This is a genomic window from Geobacillus uzenensis, from assembly GCF_002217665.1.
GTDB classification, from domain to species: domain Bacteria; phylum Bacillota; class Bacilli; order Bacillales; family Anoxybacillaceae; genus Geobacillus; species Geobacillus subterraneus.
Map to the genome: position 1 here is coordinate 80,686 of NZ_NEWL01000001.1, position 21,274 is coordinate 101,959.

The following is a 21,274-nucleotide window of genomic DNA, read 5'->3' on the forward strand; positions in this document are numbered from 1 at the left end:
AGATTTATAGATAGGGCATGCTTTTACTATTATAAATCGACAACTTTTTTCCTTCAAATAAATTTTGTTGGCGCCCATGCATACTGCTTGGCAGCGCTGCTGGAGGTTGGCAAATGGCAGGGGAAAAACGTTGGGATGTGAAGCAGTTGGATGAAATTGTCGAAAAAATGATCGACACGGTTCAACATAGCAAAGATGAAATTTTCCATATCGGTGAGCAGTCGCGCCAGGAGCAAGACCGTTTGTTGCGCGAGTTAGAAGAGGTGAAGCGGCTGACCGTGCAGACGATTGAAGAGGCGGATCGGCTCGAAGCGCAAGCACGTCAGGCGCGCCGCCGCCTGTCGGAAGTGAGCCAAAACTTTTCGTCCCACTCGGAACAAGATATTCGCGAGGCGTATGAAGCAGCGCATGAACTGCACATGAAGCTGACGATGGTGCGCGAGCGCGAAAAGCAGCTGCGCCTGCGCCGCGACGAGCTTGAGCGGCGGCTGGCGAGCCTGCTGCAAATCATCGAGCGCGCCGATCATTTGGTCGGGCAAATTACGGTTGTGCTCAACTATTTAAACAGCGATTTCCGCCAAGTCAGCGAGATCATTGAAGGGGCAAAACAAAAACAAGAATTCGGTCTCAAAATCATTGAAGCCCAAGAAGAAGAGCGGCGTCGGCTGTCGCGGGAAATTCATGACGGCCCAGCGCAACTGCTCGCCCATGTGCTCCTTCGGTCAGATCTTGTGGAAAAGGTGATGAAAGACCGGGGGACTGAGGCGGCGATTGCCGAAATTCGCGATTTTCGCAAAATGGTGCGCTCCGCGTTGTCCGAGGTGCGCCGCATTATTTACGACTTGCGGCCGATGGCGCTTGATGATTTAGGATTAGTTCCGACACTTAAAAAATACTTGCAAACGACCGAAGAATATAATAAGGGAGTCCATATTTCCTTTGTACATATCGGGGAGGAAATTCGACTGCCGTCGCGGATGGAGGCGGCGGTGTTTCGGCTTGTCCAAGAGTCGGTGCAAAACGCCTTAAAACACGCCGAAGCGCGCCACATTGACGTCAAGATGGAAGTGACGTGCCGCCAGTTGCTTGTCAGTGTAAAAGACGACGGCAAAGGGTTCGACCCATCCATCAAAAAGGAAAATGCGTTCGGCTTGATCGGGATGCGGGAGCGGGTCGAGCTGCTCGGCGGCACGTTGGCGATCCGCTCGAAACCTGGCGGCGGCACAACCGTGTTCATCCGCGTCCCGCTTGACCGTTCAGCTCTAGAAACGAACAAGGAGGAGAGGAAATGATGAAAACACGCATCGCCATTATTGATGACCACCAGCTGTTCCGCGAAGGCATTAAGCGCATTTTAGAGTTTGAGGGCGATTTTGAAGTCGTGGCCGAAGGGAGCGATGGGTGCGAAGCGCTTTCGATCGTCGAAGAGCACCGGCCGGATCTGGTGCTGATGGATATTAACATGCCCGACACGAACGGGGTCGAGGCGACAAAACAGCTGATTGAGGCGTATCCCGATACGAAAGTCGTCGTCCTATCGATCCATGACGATGAAAACTATGTCATGCGCGCCTTGCAGACGGGGGCTACTGGATATTTGCTCAAAGAAATGGATGCCGACACACTCATTGAAGCGGTGAAAATCGTCGCTGAAGGCGGCTCGTACTTGCATCCGAAAGTGACGCACAATTTGATCCGCGAATACCGACGCCTGACGTCGGAAAGAGGCGGCGGCGTAGCGGTCAAACAAGAAGTGCGCCGTCCGCTCCATTTATTGACGCGGCGCGAATGCGAAGTGCTCCAGCTGCTGGCTGACGGCAAAAGCAACCGCGCCATCGGCGAAACGCTCTACATTAGCGAAAAAACGGTGAAAAACCATGTCAGCAGCATCCTGCAAAAGTTAAACGTTAACGACCGGACGCAAGCGGTTGTTGTGGCGATCAAAAACGGCTGGGTCGAAGTGCGCTAATGGCAATGCCCCTTCGTTTCCGCCTATTGTCGGCGGATTGGATGGGCGTCTGGCGGCTGGTGTTGAGGGGATCGAGGCAGCGATGCTTCGTTGTTGGTGTGTCCGTGGTGAGGACAAGCTGTTTTGTAGTTGGCGGCAAGCGGCTTTGTTTAGGTCCTTGCGGTGCGCTATCCTCCATTTGGATTCGTAAGTGGTGGGCGGTTTGTCTTTTTGGTATAATGGAAGAAAATTTGAAATCAGGAAGGAATGGCGTTCGTGAAAACGGCAATTGTCACCGACAGCACGGCCTACTTGCCGAAAGAGGTGCGCGAGAGGTTGGGCATTCGCCTGATTCCGCTCAGCGTCATTTTCGGGAATGAGACGTACCGCGAAGAGATTGATATGACGGCCGATGAATTTTTTGCCAAAATCAAGCAGCATCCGACGTTGCCGACGACGTCCCAACCGTCGGTCGGTGAGTTTGTTGACTTGTTCACCGCCATTCGCGAGGAAGGATACGAGGCGGTCGTCAGCATCCACCTCTCAAGCGGCATCAGCGGCACGTACCAAGGGGCGGTCACGGCAGGGACGATGGTGGACGGATTGCGTGTTTACGCATACGACTCGGAAATCAGCTGCATGGCACAAGGGTTTTACGCCATCGAAGCCGCCGAGATGGCGCAGGCGGGGAGGTCTCCTGAGGATATCATCGCTCGCTTGGATGAAATGAAACAAACGCTGCGCGCCTACTTTATGGTCGATGACTTGGCCCATCTGCAGCGGGGCGGACGGCTGACCGGGGCGCAGGCGTTCATCGGCGGCCTCCTGCAAATCAAGCCGCTTCTTCGCTTTGAAAACAAAGTGATCGTGCCGTTTGAAAAAATCCGCACGCGCAAAAAAGCGATCCACCGCATCGAAGAACTGTTCGCCGAAGACGCGGAAAAAGGCGTGCCGCTGAAAGCCGCCATCATCCATGCCAATCAGCCGGATGAAGCGAGCCGCTGGCGCGACGAGCTGTCCGCTCGCTATCCGCACGTCGAGTTTTGGATCAGCTATTTCGGCCCCGTCATCGCCACCCACGTCGGCGAAGGCGCGCTCGGACTCACTTGGTACCAACCGTAATGGCCGCAGGTTTAGCGGGCTTCGTCCGCATGCAGTCGTTCGTCAAAACAACCGCAAGGCGGTGCGGTTCCCGAGGTAGTTCATCGTGCACCGCCTTGCGTGGCGGCGAATGGCTATGATTCCATTTGTTGTGTTTGGCTTTTTTGTTTTGTCATGCTTCTAGAAGGCTGTTGAAAAACAGCGCTCGCCCCCTAACTAACGTCAGATGACGTGAAACGAGAAGCTGATGCCACAGGGTTTCTCCATTTGAGAAACAAGGCGGTAAAGCAACTTGCTCCTTTAATCACCAGCCTTCTAGGATTGTGTAGGAAAGATCCTCATCATGATCCGCAATTTTCTTCACTTGGATTGCCGCAATTTGTCGAGCTGTTTTCGTTCCTCGGAAACATTGTCAATATTTCCTCGGGAATTTTGTCGAAAAAGGCCAATTGCCGCAAGAATACGCCCCATATGTCGAACGAAAAGGAGGGATCGTGATTGTCTGTTTCCTCACCGCTTATGGCATGGCTATACGGCCAGCGGCTTCCGCGAGAACAACTCCCGTTTTCCTATGACGATATTGAGGCTGCCTTGCACGCCAGCTGGCTTCACGAACAGCCTGGACTCATCAAAATATCCCGTGGCTGGCGCTGTGTGCGCTGCGGAAATGACGATCAGGCATGGTTCGCTTCCTTTCCGTGCGCTCGCTGCGGGACGGATTGTTGCTATTGCCGCAAATGTTTAACGATGGGGCGCATCAGTTCCTGCACGCGCTTCGTGCATGTGACGAAGCCGCTTCCGTCAGAACGGTATGCGGCGCCGCTCGCTTGGAGCGGAACGCTGTCCGCCGCTCAGGAGGAGGCGGCGACGGAGATCAAACAGGCGGTTCTGAATGGAAGGGAGCTGCTTGTTTGGGCCGTATGCGGGGCGGGAAAAACAGAGATGTTGTTTCCTGCCATCGCCGCCGCATTGGAGGAAGGGTGGCGCATCTGCCTCGCCACGCCAAGAGTGGACGTCGTCCGCGAGCTCGCCCCCCGCTTTCGCCAGGCGTTTCCTCGCGTTCCGCTCGCGGTTTGGTACGGAGGAAGCGAGGAGCGCGGGCGAATCGCCCCGCTCGTTCTTTCCACTACCCACCAACTGTTGCGCGCGTACCGCGCGTTTGATGTCATGATCATCGATGAAGTCGATGCGTTTCCGTACTCGGTTGAACCGATGCTCGAATATGCCGTCAGTCAGGCACGAAAAGAACAATCGAGCCTCATTTATTTAACCGCCACTCCCTCCCGCGCTTGGCAACTCGACATTCAGCGCGGCAAGCGGCAAGCCGCTGTCATCCCCGCCCGCTACCACGGCCACCCCCTTCCCGTTCCGTCATTCGAATGGTGCGGGAACTGGCGCAAACGGCTCGAGCGCGGCCGTTTGCCCGAAAACGTCCTTGCTTGGGTTCTTCATCGTTTGGAACAAGGAAAACAAGCGTTTTTGTTCGTCCCGCACATTGATGAGCTAGAGGCGGTCACCCGCCTGTTGCAGCGGATGGACGCCCGCATCGTCGGCGTTCACGCCGAAGCTCCCTCTCGCGCTGAATATGTGCAGGCGTTTCGCGATGGGGACGTGCCGCTGTTAGTGACAACGACGATCCTTGAACGGGGGGTGACGGTGCCGAACATCGATGTCGCCGTCCTTGGCGCGGACGACCGCATTTTCACGGAAAGCGCCCTCGTCCAAATCGCGGGCCGTGTCGGAAGAAGCGCTGCGTTTCCTGACGGGGATGTCCGCTTTTTCCACCACGGAAAAACAACAGAGATGGTACGGGCGCGCCGCCACATTGTCCGCATGAATGAGACAGCGAAGAAAAGGGGGCTGCTGCATCGATGAACTGTCTTCTTTGCCATTCGCCGTACAACCCGATCGCCAGCTGGCGCCAGCTTCTTTTCCTCGAGGACGTGGACGTCCTTTGCCCGCGTTGCCGCAGTTCGTTTCTGTTCATTGACGGCCGCCTTTGCGAGACGTGTGGCCGCCCGCTCGACGAGGCGGCATCCTCGCCATGCACCGATTGCCTCCGCTGGCAAGAAGATGAGCAGTGGGGCGGAGTGGCTGTCAAAAACCGTTCCGTATACGTATACAACGACTGGATGAAAGAGGTCGTCGCCTTATGGAAGTTTCGCGGCGATTACGCCATCGTCAATGCATTCCGCCGCCCGTTTGTCCGTGCGTTTCACCGATCGTTCGGGCGCGAGTGGCACATCGTGCCGATTCCGCTCAGCCCCGAGCGCCTGTATGAGCGCGGGTTCAACCAAGCCGAAGCGCTCGCCCGCCTGCTTCCGTTCCCGTCTTTTCCTTGGCTTGCCCGCAAACACTCTGAAAAACAATCGAAAAAATCGCGCCGCGAGCGGCTTGAGACCGACAACCCGTTTTTTCTCTCCGCACATCCGCCCATCAATGGGAAACGAATCGTCCTCGTCGATGACATTTACACGACGGGCATCACCGTTCGCCACGCGGCCCGCGTGTTGCTTGAAGCGGGGGCGGCTGAAGTGGGGGCGTTGACGCTGGTGAGGGCGTGAGTGGGCTAAACATTTGCCTGAGGGATGCCGATATAAACAGTAGCAACCGATCGAGCGGAGAGTGAACGGAGATGGAAATTCGTAACATTTTTATGAAGCAAGCGATGATCGCACCTGACCAGCCAGTTGTGCTGCAAAAAGGTGAAACGTATGACGGGGTGGTCAAGGAGAAAAAAGGTGACGAAGCGGTCGTCCATCTCAAAGGAACGGATGTGCGGGTTCGGACAGAAGGAGAGTGGCCACAGGAAGGGCGTGTGACGATCAAGATCGTCGGTGAACAAGAGGGGGTCCCTGTGGCGCGGATCGTTCCCCGCCCGCCACAAGAGGCGAATGAACAGGCGGTTCGTTTTTCTGCCTCTGAACCGTTACCGACCGAGCTAAGGCAGGTCGACGCTTGGCTGCAAAAACAAGGGCAACCGCTCACGAAAGAGACCGTTTCTACCTTGCGAACGTTTTTCGCCGAAGCTTCAGGCACCGTCGAGCAAAAATTAGAAGCCGTTCGTGCTGTCATCAATAAAAAACTGGAACTCACGAGCACTCACCTTGCCGCTGTTCATGAGGCGCTGCACGGGAAACCGTTAGGGGAGCAATTCACTGAGATTGCCAACAGCCTCGATCCGACCTTTACGCTGGCTAAACGGGAAGAACAGAGCGCGACGAAAAAGGCACCGCAGAACCTAACCGTTGCGGCGGATCGATTCGACCGCCAAGCGGGACGGACGGGAAGAACGGGAGAATTGTCCAACGCTCCTCCTTCATTGGCAGCCGACCAGTCCGCCAAAGCGGGATCAACAGAAGGAACGAAGTCCTCAGAAATCAGCGGACGTAAAGCATTGGGGCACCGTCCCCTCGTACCGACATGGGATCATCTAGAACGCACGGTTCGGATGGAAACGGCACCAACTACCGGAACATCCACCCGCCTTCAACAAGTACGCGAACAAATCGCTCGTGAGCCGAACTTGTCGAAGGCGGTGGAATACGTCCGCCAACAAGTCGTTCACACGCCGAATGTAGACCGGGATGTGGCGGAACAAGTGGAACGCGCATTGCGCGAGGTTGCTCAACTGCAGCGTCAAGGGCGTGAAGGGGAAGCCCGAGCGCGGTTGAGTGAGGTGCTGGTAAAGGCGGAACAAGCGGCTCGCGCTTCGGAAACGGTCGTTCGATCCGTGAATGATATCTTCCAACCGTCACCAGAGTTAATGAAGCAACTTCGGGCCATCCGAACGGAAGTCGCTCGCACACCAAATTTGTCGAATACGCTGTCCCAAGTTCAAACACTGCTCGCTGAACACAGCGAGTTGCCAGGGGATGTCCGGCAAAAAATAGAAGCGGTGTTAAAAGAAACAATGCGGCTGCAACAAGCTGGCCAACATGCGGCAGCGAGAACCCATCTTGTCCGTCAACTCGATCAAATCGAGTCGATAGCAGCTAATACACGATCGTCAGTGGTCCAACCGCCGTCTCCTGTTAATGAGACGACAGCTCCATTCAAGATGCCAGCGGTTAACCATATATCGGTTTTATCGGGGATAACAGAAGCAGCAGGACAGGGAGGAATTTCACAGCGTTCCACCGCTCCAGTGGTCGAGCAGTCAGGTGATGACGGGATTGGAAACGGGGCGCGGCAGGTTATCTCTCCGGCGGACGGTCAAAACGAAGTGACAGCTGATGCGGCGAACGACAATCAACCGACCGAACAGCTGCGTGAGGCCATGCGCCGAGCAATCAAATCGTTGCAGCAAGAGCCCCGCTTGGAAAAAGCGTTGGACGCCGTTAGAGCGGATATCGCGGAAGCATTCCGCGCCCACCCTCACTGGGAACAAGCATGGGCCGACTCGCTTGCCAGTGCGCAAACGCTGATGGAAAAAGGGCGGGAGCTCGCTGCAAGGCAGACGGTGTTGAAAACGTTAAATGAGATCGAAGCGTCACTCCCGTCTGTGCCAACTGATCGCTCGCTGGATGTCGACAGCCTATTTGATGGGGCATGGCAAGCGGCTTTGTCGCTTGAATCCAAACAATTTCTCGTGCAAACGGTCACGAAAAAAATGGCGCAGGCTGCGCTTGATTTCAAAACGGTGAAGCGCGATGTGATGCGCCAGTTAGAGACGGTAGCGCAGTTGGCGGAAAACAAAAGCCCCGCCGCCCGCTTGCAAGCCACATCGATGTTGGAAATGGCGATCAAACAATTGGACAACGCCATTTTAAAAAGCGACATCATGCTGTTTACCGATATGGTGACGGAAAAACAGTTGATGAAAGCCAGCTCCGCGCTCGCTGAGGCAAAAAAACGGCTTCGCCAAGGTGACGCGGCTGGGGCGCGGAACATCGTGAACGAAGTGAAGAACATGCTAGCGAATATCGTGTTCAAACCGTCCAAGGCGAAGGTGAAACATTTTGTGAGGATGCACGGTGAAACAACAGCCGATTCATCCAAAGCGTTTCTTGAGCAAGTGAACCAGGTGATGCAACCGCCAGTGGATGGGCCATCAGCAAGGCACATGTTTGACACGATTCGCCGCCTCGGCTTAACGCATGATCATGAAGCCGCCGAATGGCTCGTATTGAAGGGAAACCAAGAAGAATCGGCGTTACAAAATATGAAGGAAGTGCTTTTGCGCCTAGCGCAAGGCGGAAGTGAATCGGTTGCTAGGCAAGCAGAGCAGGCGTTAACGAATTTGACCGGACAGCAGCTGCTAAACAAATGGGATGGCACGGCGGGGTGGCAAAGCTTTTTCTTCACCTTGCCGCTGTTATGGCAAAGCGAAGTGCAGAACGTTAACGTCTATATCAACGCCCGCCAACATGGTGAGCGAATCGACTGGGAAAACTGTCAATTGTATTTCCTGCTAGAAACGAGAAAGTTAGGAGATCTGGGCATTTTGCTTCACGCGAATGAGCGGAATTTATCGATTACGCTTCGCAACGACCGTGACGATTTTGCCGACAAAGCGAAGCCATTTATCGACAAGGCAAAAGAGAAATTGGAAGAGATCGGCTATCGGGTGGCAGCGGTGAACGTGACGAAGCTGACAAACGATGCCCAGCGGAAAGACGAACAACCTTCGCCAGCTCCATCGGCTCGCCCGTATCGACGATTTGCTGAAAGAGGGTATGATGTGACCATATGATGTCAGCCTATTTTAACCAAAAAAAGCGAAAACAAATGAACGGTCCAACGGCGGCGGTTGTTCGCTATGACGAAACGAACAGCCAGGCGCCGACTGTCGTTGCCCAAGGAAGCGGGCATGTGGCGCAAAAGATTATTGAACTCGCCAAACAACACCACGTTCATATTCAAGAAGATCCGCTGCTTGTACAACATTTAGTGCAGCTTGATCTCGGGGATCGCATCCCTCCGCAGCTGTACGCGGTCATTGCAGAAATTTTGATTTTGATTGGAGAAATTGAAAAAAACCATTAAACACTGGCTGATCGATGACCGATATAAATGACAGAGAGCCAATGGGGGTGCAGGGTGTTGGACTTTTTAACCGAGGAATGGATTTACCAGAAAAACTCGCAGCAACTGACGGCGTTGTTATATGAAGGACTGATGGAATGTTTGGAAGAGGCCATCGCGGCCATGAAACAAAAAGACCATTGGAAAGCGAACAAACAGCTGCAAAAAGGAAACGACATCCTTCGCCGCCTTGGCGCTGGACTGCGCTATGACGCTGGCATCATCGCCCATCAGTTGGATGCGCTCTATAACTATATGGCGGAGCGCCTCATTGAGGCCAATATGAAAAAAGACGTCACAGTTGCCCAAGAAGTGCTGCAACTGACGACCACGATCGCCACGGCGTGGAACGAAGCGCTAAAAAGCGGCGTTTCGCCAGTGCAGCCAGCGCACAAACAAAAAGCAGCGGCCTACGAACAATTCATTACCTATGAGAAATAAAAAACAAAGGAGCGAATGTCCATGCGAATCAACCATAACATTCAAGCGCTCAACGCCTACCGCAATTTGGCGGCCAATCAATCGAGCATTTCGAAAAACTTGGAGCGCCTCTCCTCCGGTTTGCGCATTAACCGTGCGGCTGACGACGCAGCGGGGCTTGCCATTTCGGAAAAAATGCGCTCGCAAATTCGCGGCCTGCAAATGGCAGAACGCAACGCGCTGGATGCCATCTCATTGATCCAAACGGCGGAAGGGGCGTTAAACGAAGTCCACAGCATCTTGCAGCGGATGCGCGAATTGGCGGTACAGGCGGCGAATGATACGAACACGGCCGAAGACCGAGAAGCCATCCAAAAAGAAATCAATCAGTTGACGTCTGAAATTAACCGGATTGCCAATTCTACCGAATACAACACGAAAAAATTACTCAATGAGTCGGTTTCCAGCCAAGCAAGAAGTGTACAAATTGCCGCGGGCAGCTTCTCAGCAGGCAGCACAGCCATCGATGGCACAAGTCTGCAGCTAGACCCAGAAAGCACGATCGTAGCTGGGAACTATAAAGTGAAAATTGAGGACGTTGCCACGAAATCCCTTCAAAGCACAGGACCGGTGGCCGGGGGCGTGCAACAAATCACGTTAGACCCGACATCCAACTTAACTGTCGGGGATACATATGGGATCAAAATCGATCAGCAAGATGTGAAAGTCATTACGAATAATCCGGAAACATCATCCGCCATTGATGCGGTATCGATTGCGCCGAACTCTCCCTTACTCGATGGCACAGTGAATTTATTGATTCGCCGCACGAACGATGTGAGTAGCTTCCAAGCAGGTGGGACTGGTTTAACGGGTGTACAACTGGCTACACCTAATGCGGATTTAAGTCCGTCAGATGCGTTTACCGTCCGGACAACGGCCGAAGCTTCTAATGTGCAAAATGGAACAGCCAATAGTGTATATATTACCAACGTTAATATTGATTCAAGCACGTTTTCGTCAACAGGGGAAGATTTCCGTCTCGTCTATGCAGAAACGTCACCATCGTCTGGCCAGTTTACCGTAACGTTACAAGATAAAAACGGAACTGCTTTATCTCAAGCGGTTATCCTTGACAATAACCAGCAAAACTACGAGTTTTATGATTTATCCGGCAACAAACTCGGCGTTTCCTTTACTACGATTTCCGGCATTAACGGAGCACTAGCTGGAGCTAGTGACGGTGGAAACTACAACGAGTTCGATGTCAACGTGGCGTTAGCGTTAGAGAAAAATGGCTCACAAATCGGAACCGCCACCATTACACCGACGGATGCGACCGCCGGCAACGTTACGATTAGTGGATCGGATGGGATTAATTACACAATCAGCCACAACGGATATGCCAACACGAACGTCAATCAAACGGCAACGTTCGGTGTGCAAAGCACGCTTGCGTATTCCACTGATGGAAGCAATTTTACAACATTTAACGCCGGTGACAATATTACGTTGAATGGCGGCATTTTCGTTGATACAGCCGACAATATCACCGACTATGCAACAGGAGATGCGACGGTACAGATCAACGTCGGCACAACGTCATCGTATACAGCCACACTGGTCGATGCATCAGGGAATGCCCTGTCTGGCGTACCGACGTTAATTGTGGGCAATAACGGTACGTACTCATTTGGCAGCGGCACAGGCGTTTCGTTTACGACGGATACACTTTCGGCTGGAACACGGACGTTTACGGTAGGGGCGACGGTCACAACGAAAGCAACGTTGAGCACGAACGGTGTCGATGTGGAAACATTAAACAACATTGCCCCGAATACGACATTGCGCTTCCATAACGGCGATCTCACGATGAACATTGGCGCGCTGACAAATGGCGAAGCTTCCTTTACGATCACAGGCGGAACGAATGACCAGTCGCTCAAAATTCAGATCGGAGCGAACGAAGGGCAAATGTTAAGCATTGGGATTGACGATATGCGGGCGTTCGCTCTGAAGCTTTCAAGCAACACCGCTGGTTCTTCGGTTTCATTTACGAACCATTTGGGGGAAACGATCACTGCCTATTACACGACTACAGCGAATGTCAATAATGGGGACGTTACGGAATACGGACTGGATGTAACGACCCATGAAAAGGCGACGGCAGCGGTGAAAGTTTATGACTATGCCATCGCCCAGGTATCGGCGCAACGTTCGAGCTTAGGTGCTGTGCAAAACCGCCTCGAACACACGATCAACAACTTAAAGACAGCTGAAGAAAACTTAACGTCATCCGAATCCCGCATCCGCGATACGGATATGGCGATGGAGATGGCGGAATTTACGAAAAACAACATCTTGACGCAAGCGGCGCAGGCGATGCTCGCGCAATCAAACCAGTTGCCGCAAGGGATTTTGCAGCTGCTGAAAAGCTAATTGAATCCGCGTTGGGCGGGGCAGGAACGCCTCGCCCTTTTGCTATGATTGTGCGATAATGGTGGTAACAAGAGGTGATGACGATGGAAGTGCAAAAAGTAACGCGCACGGGCATGACGAACGTCAGCCGCAAGGACGACAAGGCGATGGAATCGGTGTCGTTTACAGAAGTGATGGCGAAGACGCGTCGCGATGTCGTATGGGAGCGGATCAACGAGCAAGTCCGTCAAATCGAAGAACAAGGGAAAAAGCTCGCCGACTCGCGGACGGTGGAAGATTTGCGCAAATATAAGCAGCTCGTTCGGTCGTTTTTGGATGACGCGGTGAAACACGGTCTCCAGCTTGAGGAGCAGCGTGGGTTCAGCCGCGGCGGACGGGCGCGCATCTATAAACTAGTGAAAGAAGTCGACCAAAAGCTGATCGAATTGACGAATGAGGTGCTGAAACACGAACAAAAAGGGTTGGACATTTTGCGGCTTGTCGGCGAGATCCAAGGGCTCATTATTAATATTTATACGTAACCGTTTGATCGGGCAATCGGGAGGGGAAGACGGTGGCGGAATTGGCGAACTGTGCCAAATGCGGGCGGTTGTTTGTCAAACTATCGACGCGTGATGTTTGTGAATCGTGTTACCAAGAGGAAGAGCGGCAGTTTGAGCGTGTCTACGCCTTTTTGCGCAAGCGGGAAAACCGTACGGCGACGATGGCGCAAGTCGTTGACGCTACGGGGGTGGAAGAAAAGTTGATCATCCAATGGATTCGCGCGGGGCGGCTGCAGCTCGTTCATTTTCCAAATCTCGGCTACCCTTGCGACTCATGCGGGACGATGATCCGTGAAGGGCGGCTGTGCGCCAACTGCTTAGGCAAGCTGCAGGCGGATTTGCGCCAAGCGGAGGCGGAAAAGGAACGAAACATCCGTTCCCGCCGCGCCACTTATTACAGCCAAGATCATAAAGAGCGCTAAACATTTTCACCAATGTTCCGATATAAACAGTAGCACGATGGACGATGTGAACAGCGTCGGTCAAGCGAGGTGAACGCGATGAAAATCCATCATATCGGTCCGATGAACGTTAACCCGTATCAACGCCAGCTTGCCAAAACGGAGCGGCTAGCGGCGGGGAAGGCGTCTGGCGACCAAGTGGAAATTTCCAAAGAAGCAAAAGAGCTGCAAGAAGCGGCGAGCTGGGAACAGGCGCGGCAGGCGAAATTGGATGAGTTGCGCCAACAAATCGAAAACGGCACGTACACGGTCGACCCGAAGGAGGTTGCGAAACGGATGATCGACTATTACCGAAATCACCGATAAAGGAAGCGGTTCGCGATGACATTTGCGGAACTTATTCACCTATTGCGGGCGCAGGCCGAGCTGCATGAAAGCTTGGTAGCGCTGGCGCGGCGGAAAACGGAAGCGTTGAAGAAAAACGACATCGGGGCGCTGTCCGCGCTCTTGGCCGATGAACAAAAGCATCTTTTTGCCATCCGTCAACTCGAAGAACGGCGGCGGCGCTGGCTGAAGGAGAAGCTTGGTGACGAAACGGTGACAATCGCCGCGTGCCAAGCGATGGCGAAGGGAGAAGAGCGCCAACCGTTGCGCGAATGCGGGGAGCGGCTGATGGCAGCGGTCCACGCGCTGGCCGAGGCGAATGACTTAAACCGTCAGCTCATTGAGCAGTCGCTCCAGTTTGTCACGGCGATGATCGAGACGTTCGCCCCAACGCCGTCCACGTACAGCCGCACGCAAGAGTACGCACCATCGCCAGACCGCCCGCTGTTTGAATCGAAAGCGTAAGGGGGAGAACGATGCTTTCTACATTCCACGGACTAGAAGCCGCTCGGCGCGCCATGATGGCCCAGCAGGCGGCGTTGTATACAACAGGACATAACATCGCCAACGCCAATACGGAAGGGTACACACGCCAGCGCGTCCAACTCGAGGCGACGCCGCCGTTTCCGATACCTGGGCTCAATCGCCCGAACATCCCGGGACAAATGGGGACAGGGGTGGAAGCGAAATCGGTCGAACGGGTGCGGGAATATTTTCTCGACGTCCAATACCGCGGCGAAAACAGCAAGCTCGGCTATTGGGAAGCGCGCGCCGACGCGGTGGCGAAAATGGAAGATATAATGAACGAACCGTCCGACAGCGGACTCGCGAAAACGATGGACCAGTTTTGGCAAGCCCTCCAGGACTTAAGCACCCATCCGGAAAACGAAGGGGCGCGCTCTGTCGTCCGCCAACGCGGCTTGGCGGTCACCGAGACGTTTCATTATTTATCAAATTCACTCACGCAAATCCGCACGGACCTTGGCACGCAAATCGGGGTGACGGTGACGGAGGTCAATTCGCTTTTGAAGCAAATTAGCGATATCAACGCCCGAATCGCCGAGATCGAACCGAACGGCTATTTGCCGAACGACTTGTATGACGAGCGCGATCGGTTGGTGGATGAACTCTCGAAGTTCATCGACATTCAAGTGGAGAACCGCCCTGTTGGCGGCAACGCCTCGAAAGCGGCAGAAGGTATGTACGATGTATATATCCGCAACGGCAACGAAAAAGTGTATCTCGTCCAAGGGCGAAACGCTTCGTCCATTTCCTTCCCGGACGGAAGCGACGTGGATGGTGATAACGTAAACGAAGTGCCGCCTGATACAGGCGTTGGGGCGCTTGACATGGGTGGAACGACCGTTTCGGTTTCCTCCCTTCCGAACGGCAATCTGCGCGGGCTTGTGGAAGGGTACGGACATAAGGACGGAACCGATGCCAATGGCCAGCCGATCGTAAAAGGGTTATATCCGGGGATGCTCGCCAATTTGGACAAGCTCGCATATACGTTTGGCACGTTGTTTAACGCCGTGCATGAACAAGGCCATGGATTGAACGGAAACACGGGGATTGCGTTTTTTTCCGGACTCAATCAAGTGAACGGTGCGGCGAAAATGATCGATCTCGCTTCCGATATCGATGATTTGGCCAACATCGCCGCGGCGACAAAAGCAGGACAATCCGGAAACGGCAACAACGCCATCAACCTCGCCAACGTCCGCAGCTTGCTTTTATCCAACACGACCGTTTCACTGCAAGATGGGATCATGGTGAATCTCGCCTCGCTTCGGTTGCCGCTTACCTCAGGAACGGTCGAAACGAACTACCAAGGCTGGATCGGGCAGCTTGGCGTCGCTGGCGAGCAGGCAAACCGGATGAAAAGCAATAGTGAAATTCTGCGCCAGTCGGTGGAAGAAAAACGGCAATCGGTCAGTTCGGTGTCGCTGGACGAAGAGATGATGAACATGATCAAATTCCAGCACGCGTATAACGCCGCGGCTCGCCAAATTACGGTGATTGACGAGATGCTCGATAAAATCATCAACGGCATGGGTGTAGTCGGAAGGTAGGTGATGAGGATGCGCATTACACAAAGCATGTTAGCGAATAATATGTTGAAACAAATCACCCGCAGCTACGAAAAGTTAGATCAATATCAAACCCAATTGTCGACTGGGAAAAAAATCACCCGCCCGTCCGACGATCCGGTCGTGGCGATGAAAGGGATCGCCTACCGCTCGAATTTGGCCGAAGTCGAGCAGTTTAAACGCAATTTCTCGGAAGCGTACAACTGGGTCGAAAACTCCGACTCGGCCCTTGATAAGGCGACACAGGCGCTGCAGCGCATCCGTGAGCTCGTCGTCCAAGCAAGCAACGATACGTACGAAGAGACGCAGCGCCAGGCGATCGCCAAAGAAGTGCGTCAGCTGACCGAACATTTGGTGACGATCGCCAATACGAAAGTTGGCGACAAATACATTTTCAACGGCGCCCAAACGACCGAACCGCCCGTCACGGTGAACGCGGATGGAACGATCGCTGTGTCAACGAATGACCAACAATTGAACATCGAGCTGGCCAAAGGCGTTTACATCCCTGTCAACATTCCGCCCAGCACGGCGTTTGGGGCGGGCAACGGATTGTTTTCCGACTTGCAGGATCTGGCTGCTTCTTTAGAAAATCCGAGTACGACAGGGGATGAATTGACGGGCTATTTGGACAAGCTCGACAACCATTTGACCCATTTGCTTGGCGTCCGCGCCGAGCTTGGCGCGCGCATGAACCGGATCGAGCTGATGGAAGACCGCATCGACAGCCAACAAGTGATCGCGGAAAAAATGTTGTCGGACAATGAAGACGTCGACCTCGAGAAAGTGATCACCGACTTAAAAACGCAAGAAAGCGTCCATCGTGCGGCGCTGGCGGTCGGCGCGCGCGTCATTCAGCCGACGCTGGTCGACTTTTTGCGCTAAGCGAGCGGTTCGCTCGCTTTTTCACCCGACGGGCTGCCTAGTTAGGTCAGTCTAGCGGCCACCGTTTCTTTTCGTGCCGTGGTGTCCATCCCCCCTTCGAAAGGAGGAACGACATGCGCATCCCGCAACTAAGGATGGAAGCGACGTATGCGAGGCTAGCGATCTCGACGACACCCGCGCGGCTTGACATCACCCAACCGCCCGCCGAGCTGACGATCGAACAGCCGCCTGCGGAAATGAATATCACTCCCGTTCCTGCGCGCTTGACGATCGACCAGTCGCGGGCGTGGGCGGCGATGAACAATAAGCACGTGTTTGAGCTCATTCGCGATGGCGCCGAAGACGGGCGGCAAGCTGTGCTCGATGTGATCGCCCGCACCGCCATCCAAGGCGATGAGCTGATGCGCATTGAAAACGGCGGCAACCCGCTCGCCGACCAAGCCGCAGCCAACAGCGAAGGCCCGCCGCTTGAGTTCAATGTCGCCCTCGTTCCGCCGCCGTTTAGTGTCAAGATGGACTACGAACCTGGGCGGCTTGACATCGACTGGTACACCCAACCGCCGCGCATCGACGTGAGAACGCATGAACCGATCATCCGCTACCAGCGGGGAGCGGTCCGAATCGATCTCGCCCAACGTCCGTCGCTTCGCATTGACGTCGTCATTTGACAAAGCAGGAGGAACGATTCATGAACATCGACACCAAATATCACGGAACCGTGACGGTGAAGGAAGAAGACATCATCCGCTTTCCCCACGGCCTGCCCGGATTCGCAAACGAGAAGCGGTTCGTCCTTCTCCCGCTCGCCGACGCGCCGTTTGTCATCTTGCAGTCGGTCGACACGCCCGCGCTCGGATTTGTGCTGATCGAGCCGTTTTCCTACTTTCCGTCGTACGAGTTTGAACTCGACGAAGCAACGGTCGAACAGCTTGAGATCGAAAGCGAACGCGACATCGCGGTGTATGTCATCCTTACCGTCGCCGACCCGTTTGACAATACGACTGCCAACTTGCAGGCGCCTGTCGTCATCCACGTTCGCCAACGAACCGGCAAGCAAGTGATCTTAACGAACACCGCGTACAAAACGAAACATCGCCTCTTCCCGGATCAAGTGGCGACATAAAGGGGGCGGCCCGATGCTTGTCTTAACGCGCAAATTGAAAGAAGCGATCCAAATCGGCGATGACATCGAAATCACCGTTCTCGCCATCCAAGGTGATCAAGTAAAGCTTGGCATCAATGCGCCGAAACATGTCGAAATTCATCGGAAAGAAGTCTATCTCGCCATCCAAGCCGAAAATAACGCCGCCTCCCGCGCCTCCAAATCATCGATCGAGCGGTTGAATGAACAGCTGAAACAATGGAAAGGGGGGAAACAAGCATGAGCGTCAGCATCGGCGGAGTGCCAGTTCAAGGCGTCGTCGCACGCATTGTGCAAGATAATAAGGCCATTGCCGAACAAGCCTTAAACGAAATGATCAACAAACATAAAGACGACCCAGCGCGCATCATCAAAGAAATTCAGCAACCTTCGCCATTTTCCCAATTTCTCGACATCGAAATCTAAAAAAATTTGCACAACCTATTAAACTTCTAAAAAACAAACCGATATAAAAAGTGAATGCGGCATAGCGAAGAAAGGCGGCCGACTTTCTTCCTATCCGCGAATTGATCATTCCACAAGGACGTGGAAGAAAAAAATTTCAAGGAGGAAAAGAAGATGAGAATCAACCACAACATTGCGGCGTTGAATACGTATCGGCAACTGACGATCGGTCAAGGCGCCGCAGCGAAAAACATGGAAAAACTGTCTTCCGGTCTGCGCATCAACCGCGCGGGCGACGACGCGGCAGGTCTGGCCATCTCCGAAAAAATGCGCGGCCAAATTCGTGGGTTGGAGATGGCTGCTAAGAACTCGCAAGACGCGATCTCGTTGATCCAAACAGCAGAAGGGGCTTTAAATGAAACACATGCAATCCTTCAACGTATGCGCGAGTTAGCAGTGCAAGGTGCGAATGACACAAATACAACAATTGACCGCGATCAAATTCAAAAAGAATTAAACCAATTAATCTCTGAAATTGATCGTATTTCATCTACAACGCAATTTAACACAAAAAACTTGCTTGACGGTTCCCTAAACGCGACGTTCCAAGTAGGAGCGAATAGCAATCAAATTATTAACTTGACTATCAGTACAATGAGCTCTACCGCATTGACGTTGAATGGGACGAACATCTCTGTTGCTGATAACGCAAAGGCAAGTGATTCTATCTCTAAAATTGATGCTGCGATCAACGCTGTATCGCAAGAGCGTTCAAAACTCGGGGCGTTACAAAACCGCTTAGAGTATACAATTAACAATTTGTCGACTTCTGCAGAAAACTTAACAGCTGCAGAATCTCGTATTCGCGACGTAGATATGGCCAAAGAAATGATGGAGTTTACGAAAAACAACATTCTTACTCAAGCAGCACAGGCGATGTTGGCTCAATCAAACCAACTGCCGCAGGCGGTGTTGCAGCTGCTTCGGTAGGCTGGTTTGGCGGGCGTCTTAGCTGGAAACGGCTAAGAGGATGACTGGGTGAATTGCTGGGAAGCCCTGAGAGCCTTTGGCGCCACAACGGGGCTGGAAACGGCAGACGTGAGGGCGGAAAAAGCCGAAGGATTGGGCAATCAGCAGCCAAGCTCCTGTCCCGAAAGGGTGGAGAAGGTTCAACGACTAGGGCATACCACCTACGGCGAGTGCTATGGTGATGAAGCCCGTAGGGGAGGCCGAGGCCGACCCGAAGCGCCCAGCCCCTAACAGGTCAAGCTGAGGGTGAAGAGGTAGTCTACACAACGGTCGAAAGACGTTGCGGCATGGCAAGCCAACCAACAACCGCAAGGGGTATTGCAATTACTCCGTTAATAAAGCGAAAAGAGGTCTTAGGTTTTCTAAGGCCTCTTTTTTCGCTCTTTACATTTATAAACAACTGGCCAATCGCTACATTGAATCATATGACATATTGCTTTTTACCTTCCCCCTTCACATCCTTACCCTTTCATCCGATATAAACAGTAGATGAATACATGAATGAAGAAAGAAGGAAGAATGTGATGAAGCCATTTTTATCATTATGTATGATCGTGAAAAATGAAGAAAAAGTGTTACAACGTTGTTTAGATTCTGTATATGGAATTGTTGATGAAATTGTAATCGTTGATACAGGTTCAACTGATTCAACAAAAGAAATTGCGTTAAAATATACGGACAAAGTATATCATTTTGAGTGGACGAACAGCTTTGCCGCTGCGCGCAACTTTGCTCAACAACATGCGACAGGGAAGTGGATTCTCGTATTAGATGCAGATGAGTATGTTGATCGTACGAATTTGCAAGAAATGATACAAGTATTAAAACAGGCTGATAATGGTGTTGAAGCGTATGACGTGAACATCTATAACTTTATGGGGACATACGGTGAGCGTGTGCTTCAACATCGCCATACGCGTATTTATCGCAATTTGCCACATTTACAGTACGATCGTTCCATTCATGAGCAGTTGCGAAAGACGAATGGTGAATATGTTCAAGCTGAGCAAGGTATTTTAACCGTTTATCATACGGGGTATATGTCTCATGTAGTGACAGAGAAGAAAAAACATGATCGAAATGCTCCACTGATTGAGCGTGAAATACAAGCAGGTGACAGCGTTGCTTTCGATTACTTCAACTTGGGAAATGAACATCTTTCAAAAGGTGAAATAGAACAAGCGCTACAATCATTTATTCAGGCGTATCAACATAAAAAAGATATTCGGTTAAGTTGGGTTTCGTACTGTCTTGTGCAAATTATTTTATGCTTGAAATATTTGCAACGGTTTGATGACGCTTTGCGGGTTATTGCTGACGCTGAAAACTTATATAGCGAAACCGCTGATTTTCAATTTTTACGTGGGGAAATTTACTATTTGCAACATCGCTATGACGATGCTGTACAACAACTAGAGTACTTGCTTGAAAATAAAAACAAATATCCTTACACGATTAAAACAGTTGAATACGTCGAGTACGATCCGCATATGTTACTGGGTCATATTTACAAACATAAAGGAAATTCACAAAAAGCAATATACCATTTTTCTTGTGCGCTTTCATTTAATCGAAAAAGCTATGAAGCGCTTTACCACATATTGCAATTGCTCGCTCGCGCTCATAGTGAAGAGGAGATTGTCCAATTTATCAAAAGTAAACAATTAGCAAACGATTTATTCGCCGTTTCGCTAATTGCCCGCATTGCCTCGAATTTACATTTAGAAAAAGTGATGTGCTCGCTTGCAGCAAAACTAGGTGATGAGGTCATTCAGCGCGGGTTCGAAATTAAAGTCAATATATTACAAAAACGATATGACGAAGCGTTGCAGCAAATATTGAAAAGCTCTGTAGCTGATCTGCAGACATATGTTCGTTCAGGGAGTTTAGACTCGTATGATCTATTAGTAGCCGCGTTTAAAACGAATCAGCTCGATGTTGTTCGCCTCTTATTTCATCTTGTTTCTGAACACAGAGAAAAAGAGTTTTTATTGTTTATGATGAACGAGTATGAGGAAACGCCTGAACCGACGTTTTACCTGCTTTTACTTGAGAGGACGATTCAGTTAAAAGAGTATGAGCTATTTGAACAGCTTCTTGCCTTAAAAGGTAAATTTCCTGAGAATATTCATATTCAAATTGCCCATTTACTCCATCGTTATGAATTTATGGAGCTGGCGTTTCAATTGTACCGTTCAGTTGAGAATATGAACGAGTGGGATGCGGAGTCGTTTGTGAATGTGATCGAGGCTTTGGCAGTAAAAAATGAAGCCATAGAGGCAATGCAATATGGACTGTTAGCCATTAGCCTTGGTCATCACGATTTTCGGCTGTACAAATATGTTATTGAGTTAATGACCATATGTGGAATGGATGAGGAAAAAAAGAAAATGGTCCAACAAGCGAAACAGTCGTATCCAGATAGCGAATGGTTAAAGGAAAAAGAAAGATAAAAGGAAGAG

21 protein-coding genes are annotated in these 21,274 nt (G+C 52.0%); all 21 read left to right on the forward strand.

Features of this window, described 5'->3' with window-relative positions; translation table 11 throughout:
- The first annotated feature begins 113 nt into the window (after positions 1-113).
- The 21 genes from B9L21_RS00325 (at position 114) to B9L21_RS00425 (ending at position 21,265) form a co-directional block, all read left to right on the forward strand.
- Positions 114-1,292, forward strand: coding sequence for a sensor histidine kinase (locus B9L21_RS00325; protein ID WP_063164719.1), 1,179 nt, complete (start codon positions 114-116; stop codon positions 1,290-1,292).
- On the forward strand, positions 1,292-1,969 hold the full coding sequence (locus B9L21_RS00330) for a response regulator (RefSeq protein WP_063167263.1): 678 nt from the start codon (positions 1,292-1,294) through the stop codon (positions 1,967-1,969). Before B9L21_RS00325 ends, B9L21_RS00330 begins: the two co-directional genes overlap by 1 nt.
- 255 nt (positions 1,970-2,224) lie before the next feature.
- The gene (locus B9L21_RS00335; RefSeq protein ID WP_063167264.1) at positions 2,225-3,070 is read left to right on the forward strand and encodes a DegV family protein; all 846 of its coding nucleotides are present in this window, start codon (positions 2,225-2,227) and stop codon (positions 3,068-3,070) included.
- Between the two features lie 498 nt (positions 3,071-3,568).
- Positions 3,569-4,924 carry a DEAD/DEAH box helicase gene (locus B9L21_RS00340; RefSeq protein WP_063164720.1) on the forward strand — a complete coding sequence of 452 codons (1,356 nt, stop codon included), beginning with the start codon at positions 3,569-3,571 and terminating at the stop codon, positions 4,922-4,924.
- Positions 4,921-5,613 carry a ComF family protein gene (locus B9L21_RS00345; protein WP_063164721.1) on the forward strand — a complete coding sequence of 231 codons (693 nt, stop codon included), beginning with the start codon at positions 4,921-4,923 and terminating at the stop codon, positions 5,611-5,613. The genes B9L21_RS00340 and B9L21_RS00345 overlap by 4 nt, the downstream gene beginning before the upstream one ends.
- A 71-nt stretch (positions 5,614-5,684) precedes the next feature.
- Positions 5,685-8,744 carry a hypothetical protein gene (locus B9L21_RS17800; protein WP_063164722.1) on the forward strand — a complete coding sequence of 1,020 codons (3,060 nt, stop codon included), beginning with the start codon at positions 5,685-5,687 and terminating at the stop codon, positions 8,742-8,744.
- Complete coding sequence (locus B9L21_RS00355; protein WP_063164723.1) at positions 8,741-9,037, forward strand: EscU/YscU/HrcU family type III secretion system export apparatus switch protein; 297 nt, start codon at positions 8,741-8,743, stop codon at positions 9,035-9,037. The genes B9L21_RS17800 and B9L21_RS00355 overlap by 4 nt, the downstream gene beginning before the upstream one ends.
- 57 nt (positions 9,038-9,094) lie before the next feature.
- Positions 9,095-9,517: a flagellar export chaperone FliS gene (gene fliS, locus B9L21_RS00360; protein WP_063167265.1), complete on the forward strand. Its 423-nt coding sequence runs from the start codon at positions 9,095-9,097 to the stop codon at positions 9,515-9,517.
- Positions 9,518-9,538: 21 nt separating this feature from the next.
- A complete protein-coding gene (locus B9L21_RS00365; RefSeq protein ID WP_063164724.1) occupies positions 9,539-11,935 on the forward strand; it encodes a flagellin in 2,397 nt (798 codons plus the stop codon).
- 83 nt (positions 11,936-12,018) lie between these two features.
- Entirely contained in the window at positions 12,019-12,456 is a 438-nt protein-coding gene (locus tag B9L21_RS00370) for a YaaR family protein (protein WP_063164725.1), read from the forward strand.
- 32 nt (positions 12,457-12,488) lie between these two features.
- Positions 12,489-12,899, forward strand: a complete 411-nt coding sequence (locus tag B9L21_RS00375) for a TIGR03826 family flagellar region protein (protein WP_063164726.1) — start codon at positions 12,489-12,491, stop codon at positions 12,897-12,899.
- 78 nt (positions 12,900-12,977) lie between these two features.
- The gene (gene flgM, locus B9L21_RS00380; protein ID WP_063164727.1) at positions 12,978-13,244 is read left to right on the forward strand and encodes a flagellar biosynthesis anti-sigma factor FlgM; all 267 of its coding nucleotides are present in this window, start codon (positions 12,978-12,980) and stop codon (positions 13,242-13,244) included.
- A 15-nt stretch (positions 13,245-13,259) separates the two neighbouring features.
- Positions 13,260-13,727 (forward strand): flagellar protein FlgN, encoded by a 468-nt coding sequence (locus B9L21_RS00385; RefSeq protein ID WP_063164728.1) that lies wholly within the window; start codon positions 13,260-13,262, stop codon positions 13,725-13,727.
- An 11-nt stretch (positions 13,728-13,738) separates the two neighbouring features.
- Positions 13,739-15,334 carry a flagellar hook-associated protein FlgK gene (gene flgK / locus B9L21_RS00390; protein ID WP_063164729.1) on the forward strand — a complete coding sequence of 532 codons (1,596 nt, stop codon included), beginning with the start codon at positions 13,739-13,741 and terminating at the stop codon, positions 15,332-15,334.
- 9 nt (positions 15,335-15,343) lie between these two features.
- Positions 15,344-16,237 carry a flagellar hook-associated protein FlgL gene (flgL, locus tag B9L21_RS00395; RefSeq protein WP_063164730.1) on the forward strand — a complete coding sequence of 298 codons (894 nt, stop codon included), beginning with the start codon at positions 15,344-15,346 and terminating at the stop codon, positions 16,235-16,237.
- Between the two features lie 113 nt (positions 16,238-16,350).
- Positions 16,351-16,905 (forward strand): DUF6470 family protein, encoded by a 555-nt coding sequence (locus tag B9L21_RS00400; protein ID WP_063164731.1) that lies wholly within the window; start codon positions 16,351-16,353, stop codon positions 16,903-16,905.
- Between the two features lie 20 nt (positions 16,906-16,925).
- Positions 16,926-17,360, forward strand: coding sequence for a flagellar assembly protein FliW (gene fliW / locus B9L21_RS00405; RefSeq protein ID WP_063164732.1), 435 nt, complete (start codon positions 16,926-16,928; stop codon positions 17,358-17,360).
- A 13-nt stretch (positions 17,361-17,373) separates the two neighbouring features.
- Positions 17,374-17,622: a carbon storage regulator CsrA gene (gene csrA / locus B9L21_RS00410; protein ID WP_063164733.1), complete on the forward strand. Its 249-nt coding sequence runs from the start codon at positions 17,374-17,376 to the stop codon at positions 17,620-17,622.
- Positions 17,619-17,804, forward strand: coding sequence for a hypothetical protein (locus B9L21_RS00415; RefSeq protein WP_063164734.1), 186 nt, complete (start codon positions 17,619-17,621; stop codon positions 17,802-17,804). Before csrA ends, B9L21_RS00415 begins: the two co-directional genes overlap by 4 nt.
- 153 nt (positions 17,805-17,957) lie before the next feature.
- The gene (gene hag / locus B9L21_RS00420; protein WP_063164735.1) at positions 17,958-18,773 is read left to right on the forward strand and encodes a flagellin Hag; all 816 of its coding nucleotides are present in this window, start codon (positions 17,958-17,960) and stop codon (positions 18,771-18,773) included.
- A 563-nt stretch (positions 18,774-19,336) separates the two neighbouring features.
- Positions 19,337-21,265 carry a glycosyltransferase gene (locus B9L21_RS00425; RefSeq protein ID WP_225995599.1) on the forward strand — a complete coding sequence of 643 codons (1,929 nt, stop codon included), beginning with the start codon at positions 19,337-19,339 and terminating at the stop codon, positions 21,263-21,265.
- Positions 21,266-21,274 lie beyond the last annotated feature (9 nt).

Coding starts and splice junctions, on each gene's coding strand:
- B9L21_RS00425 (WP_225995599.1), top strand. CDS start 19,337: ATGAAGCCATTTTTATCATTATGTATGATCGTGAAAAATGAAGAAAAA.
- B9L21_RS00325 (WP_063164719.1), top strand. CDS start 114: ATGGCAGGGGAAAAACGTTGGGATGTGAAGCAGTTGGATGAAATTGTC.
- B9L21_RS00355 (WP_063164723.1), top strand. CDS start 8,741: ATGATGTCAGCCTATTTTAACCAAAAAAAGCGAAAACAAATGAACGGT.
- B9L21_RS00370 (WP_063164725.1), top strand. CDS start 12,019: ATGGAAGTGCAAAAAGTAACGCGCACGGGCATGACGAACGTCAGCCGC.
- B9L21_RS00365 (WP_063164724.1), top strand. CDS start 9,539: ATGCGAATCAACCATAACATTCAAGCGCTCAACGCCTACCGCAATTTG.
- B9L21_RS00415 (WP_063164734.1), top strand. CDS start 17,619: ATGAGCGTCAGCATCGGCGGAGTGCCAGTTCAAGGCGTCGTCGCACGC.
- B9L21_RS00330 (WP_063167263.1), top strand. CDS start 1,292: ATGAAAACACGCATCGCCATTATTGATGACCACCAGCTGTTCCGCGAA.
- B9L21_RS17800 (WP_063164722.1), top strand. CDS start 5,685: ATGGAAATTCGTAACATTTTTATGAAGCAAGCGATGATCGCACCTGAC.
- hag (WP_063164735.1), top strand. CDS start 17,958: ATGAGAATCAACCACAACATTGCGGCGTTGAATACGTATCGGCAACTG.
- B9L21_RS00340 (WP_063164720.1), top strand. CDS start 3,569: ATGGCATGGCTATACGGCCAGCGGCTTCCGCGAGAACAACTCCCGTTT.
- flgM (WP_063164727.1), top strand. CDS start 12,978: ATGAAAATCCATCATATCGGTCCGATGAACGTTAACCCGTATCAACGC.
- fliW (WP_063164732.1), top strand. CDS start 16,926: ATGAACATCGACACCAAATATCACGGAACCGTGACGGTGAAGGAAGAA.
- B9L21_RS00385 (WP_063164728.1), top strand. CDS start 13,260: ATGACATTTGCGGAACTTATTCACCTATTGCGGGCGCAGGCCGAGCTG.
- B9L21_RS00345 (WP_063164721.1), top strand. CDS start 4,921: ATGAACTGTCTTCTTTGCCATTCGCCGTACAACCCGATCGCCAGCTGG.
- flgK (WP_063164729.1), top strand. CDS start 13,739: ATGCTTTCTACATTCCACGGACTAGAAGCCGCTCGGCGCGCCATGATG.
- B9L21_RS00400 (WP_063164731.1), top strand. CDS start 16,351: ATGCGCATCCCGCAACTAAGGATGGAAGCGACGTATGCGAGGCTAGCG.
- csrA (WP_063164733.1), top strand. CDS start 17,374: ATGCTTGTCTTAACGCGCAAATTGAAAGAAGCGATCCAAATCGGCGAT.
- flgL (WP_063164730.1), top strand. CDS start 15,344: ATGCGCATTACACAAAGCATGTTAGCGAATAATATGTTGAAACAAATC.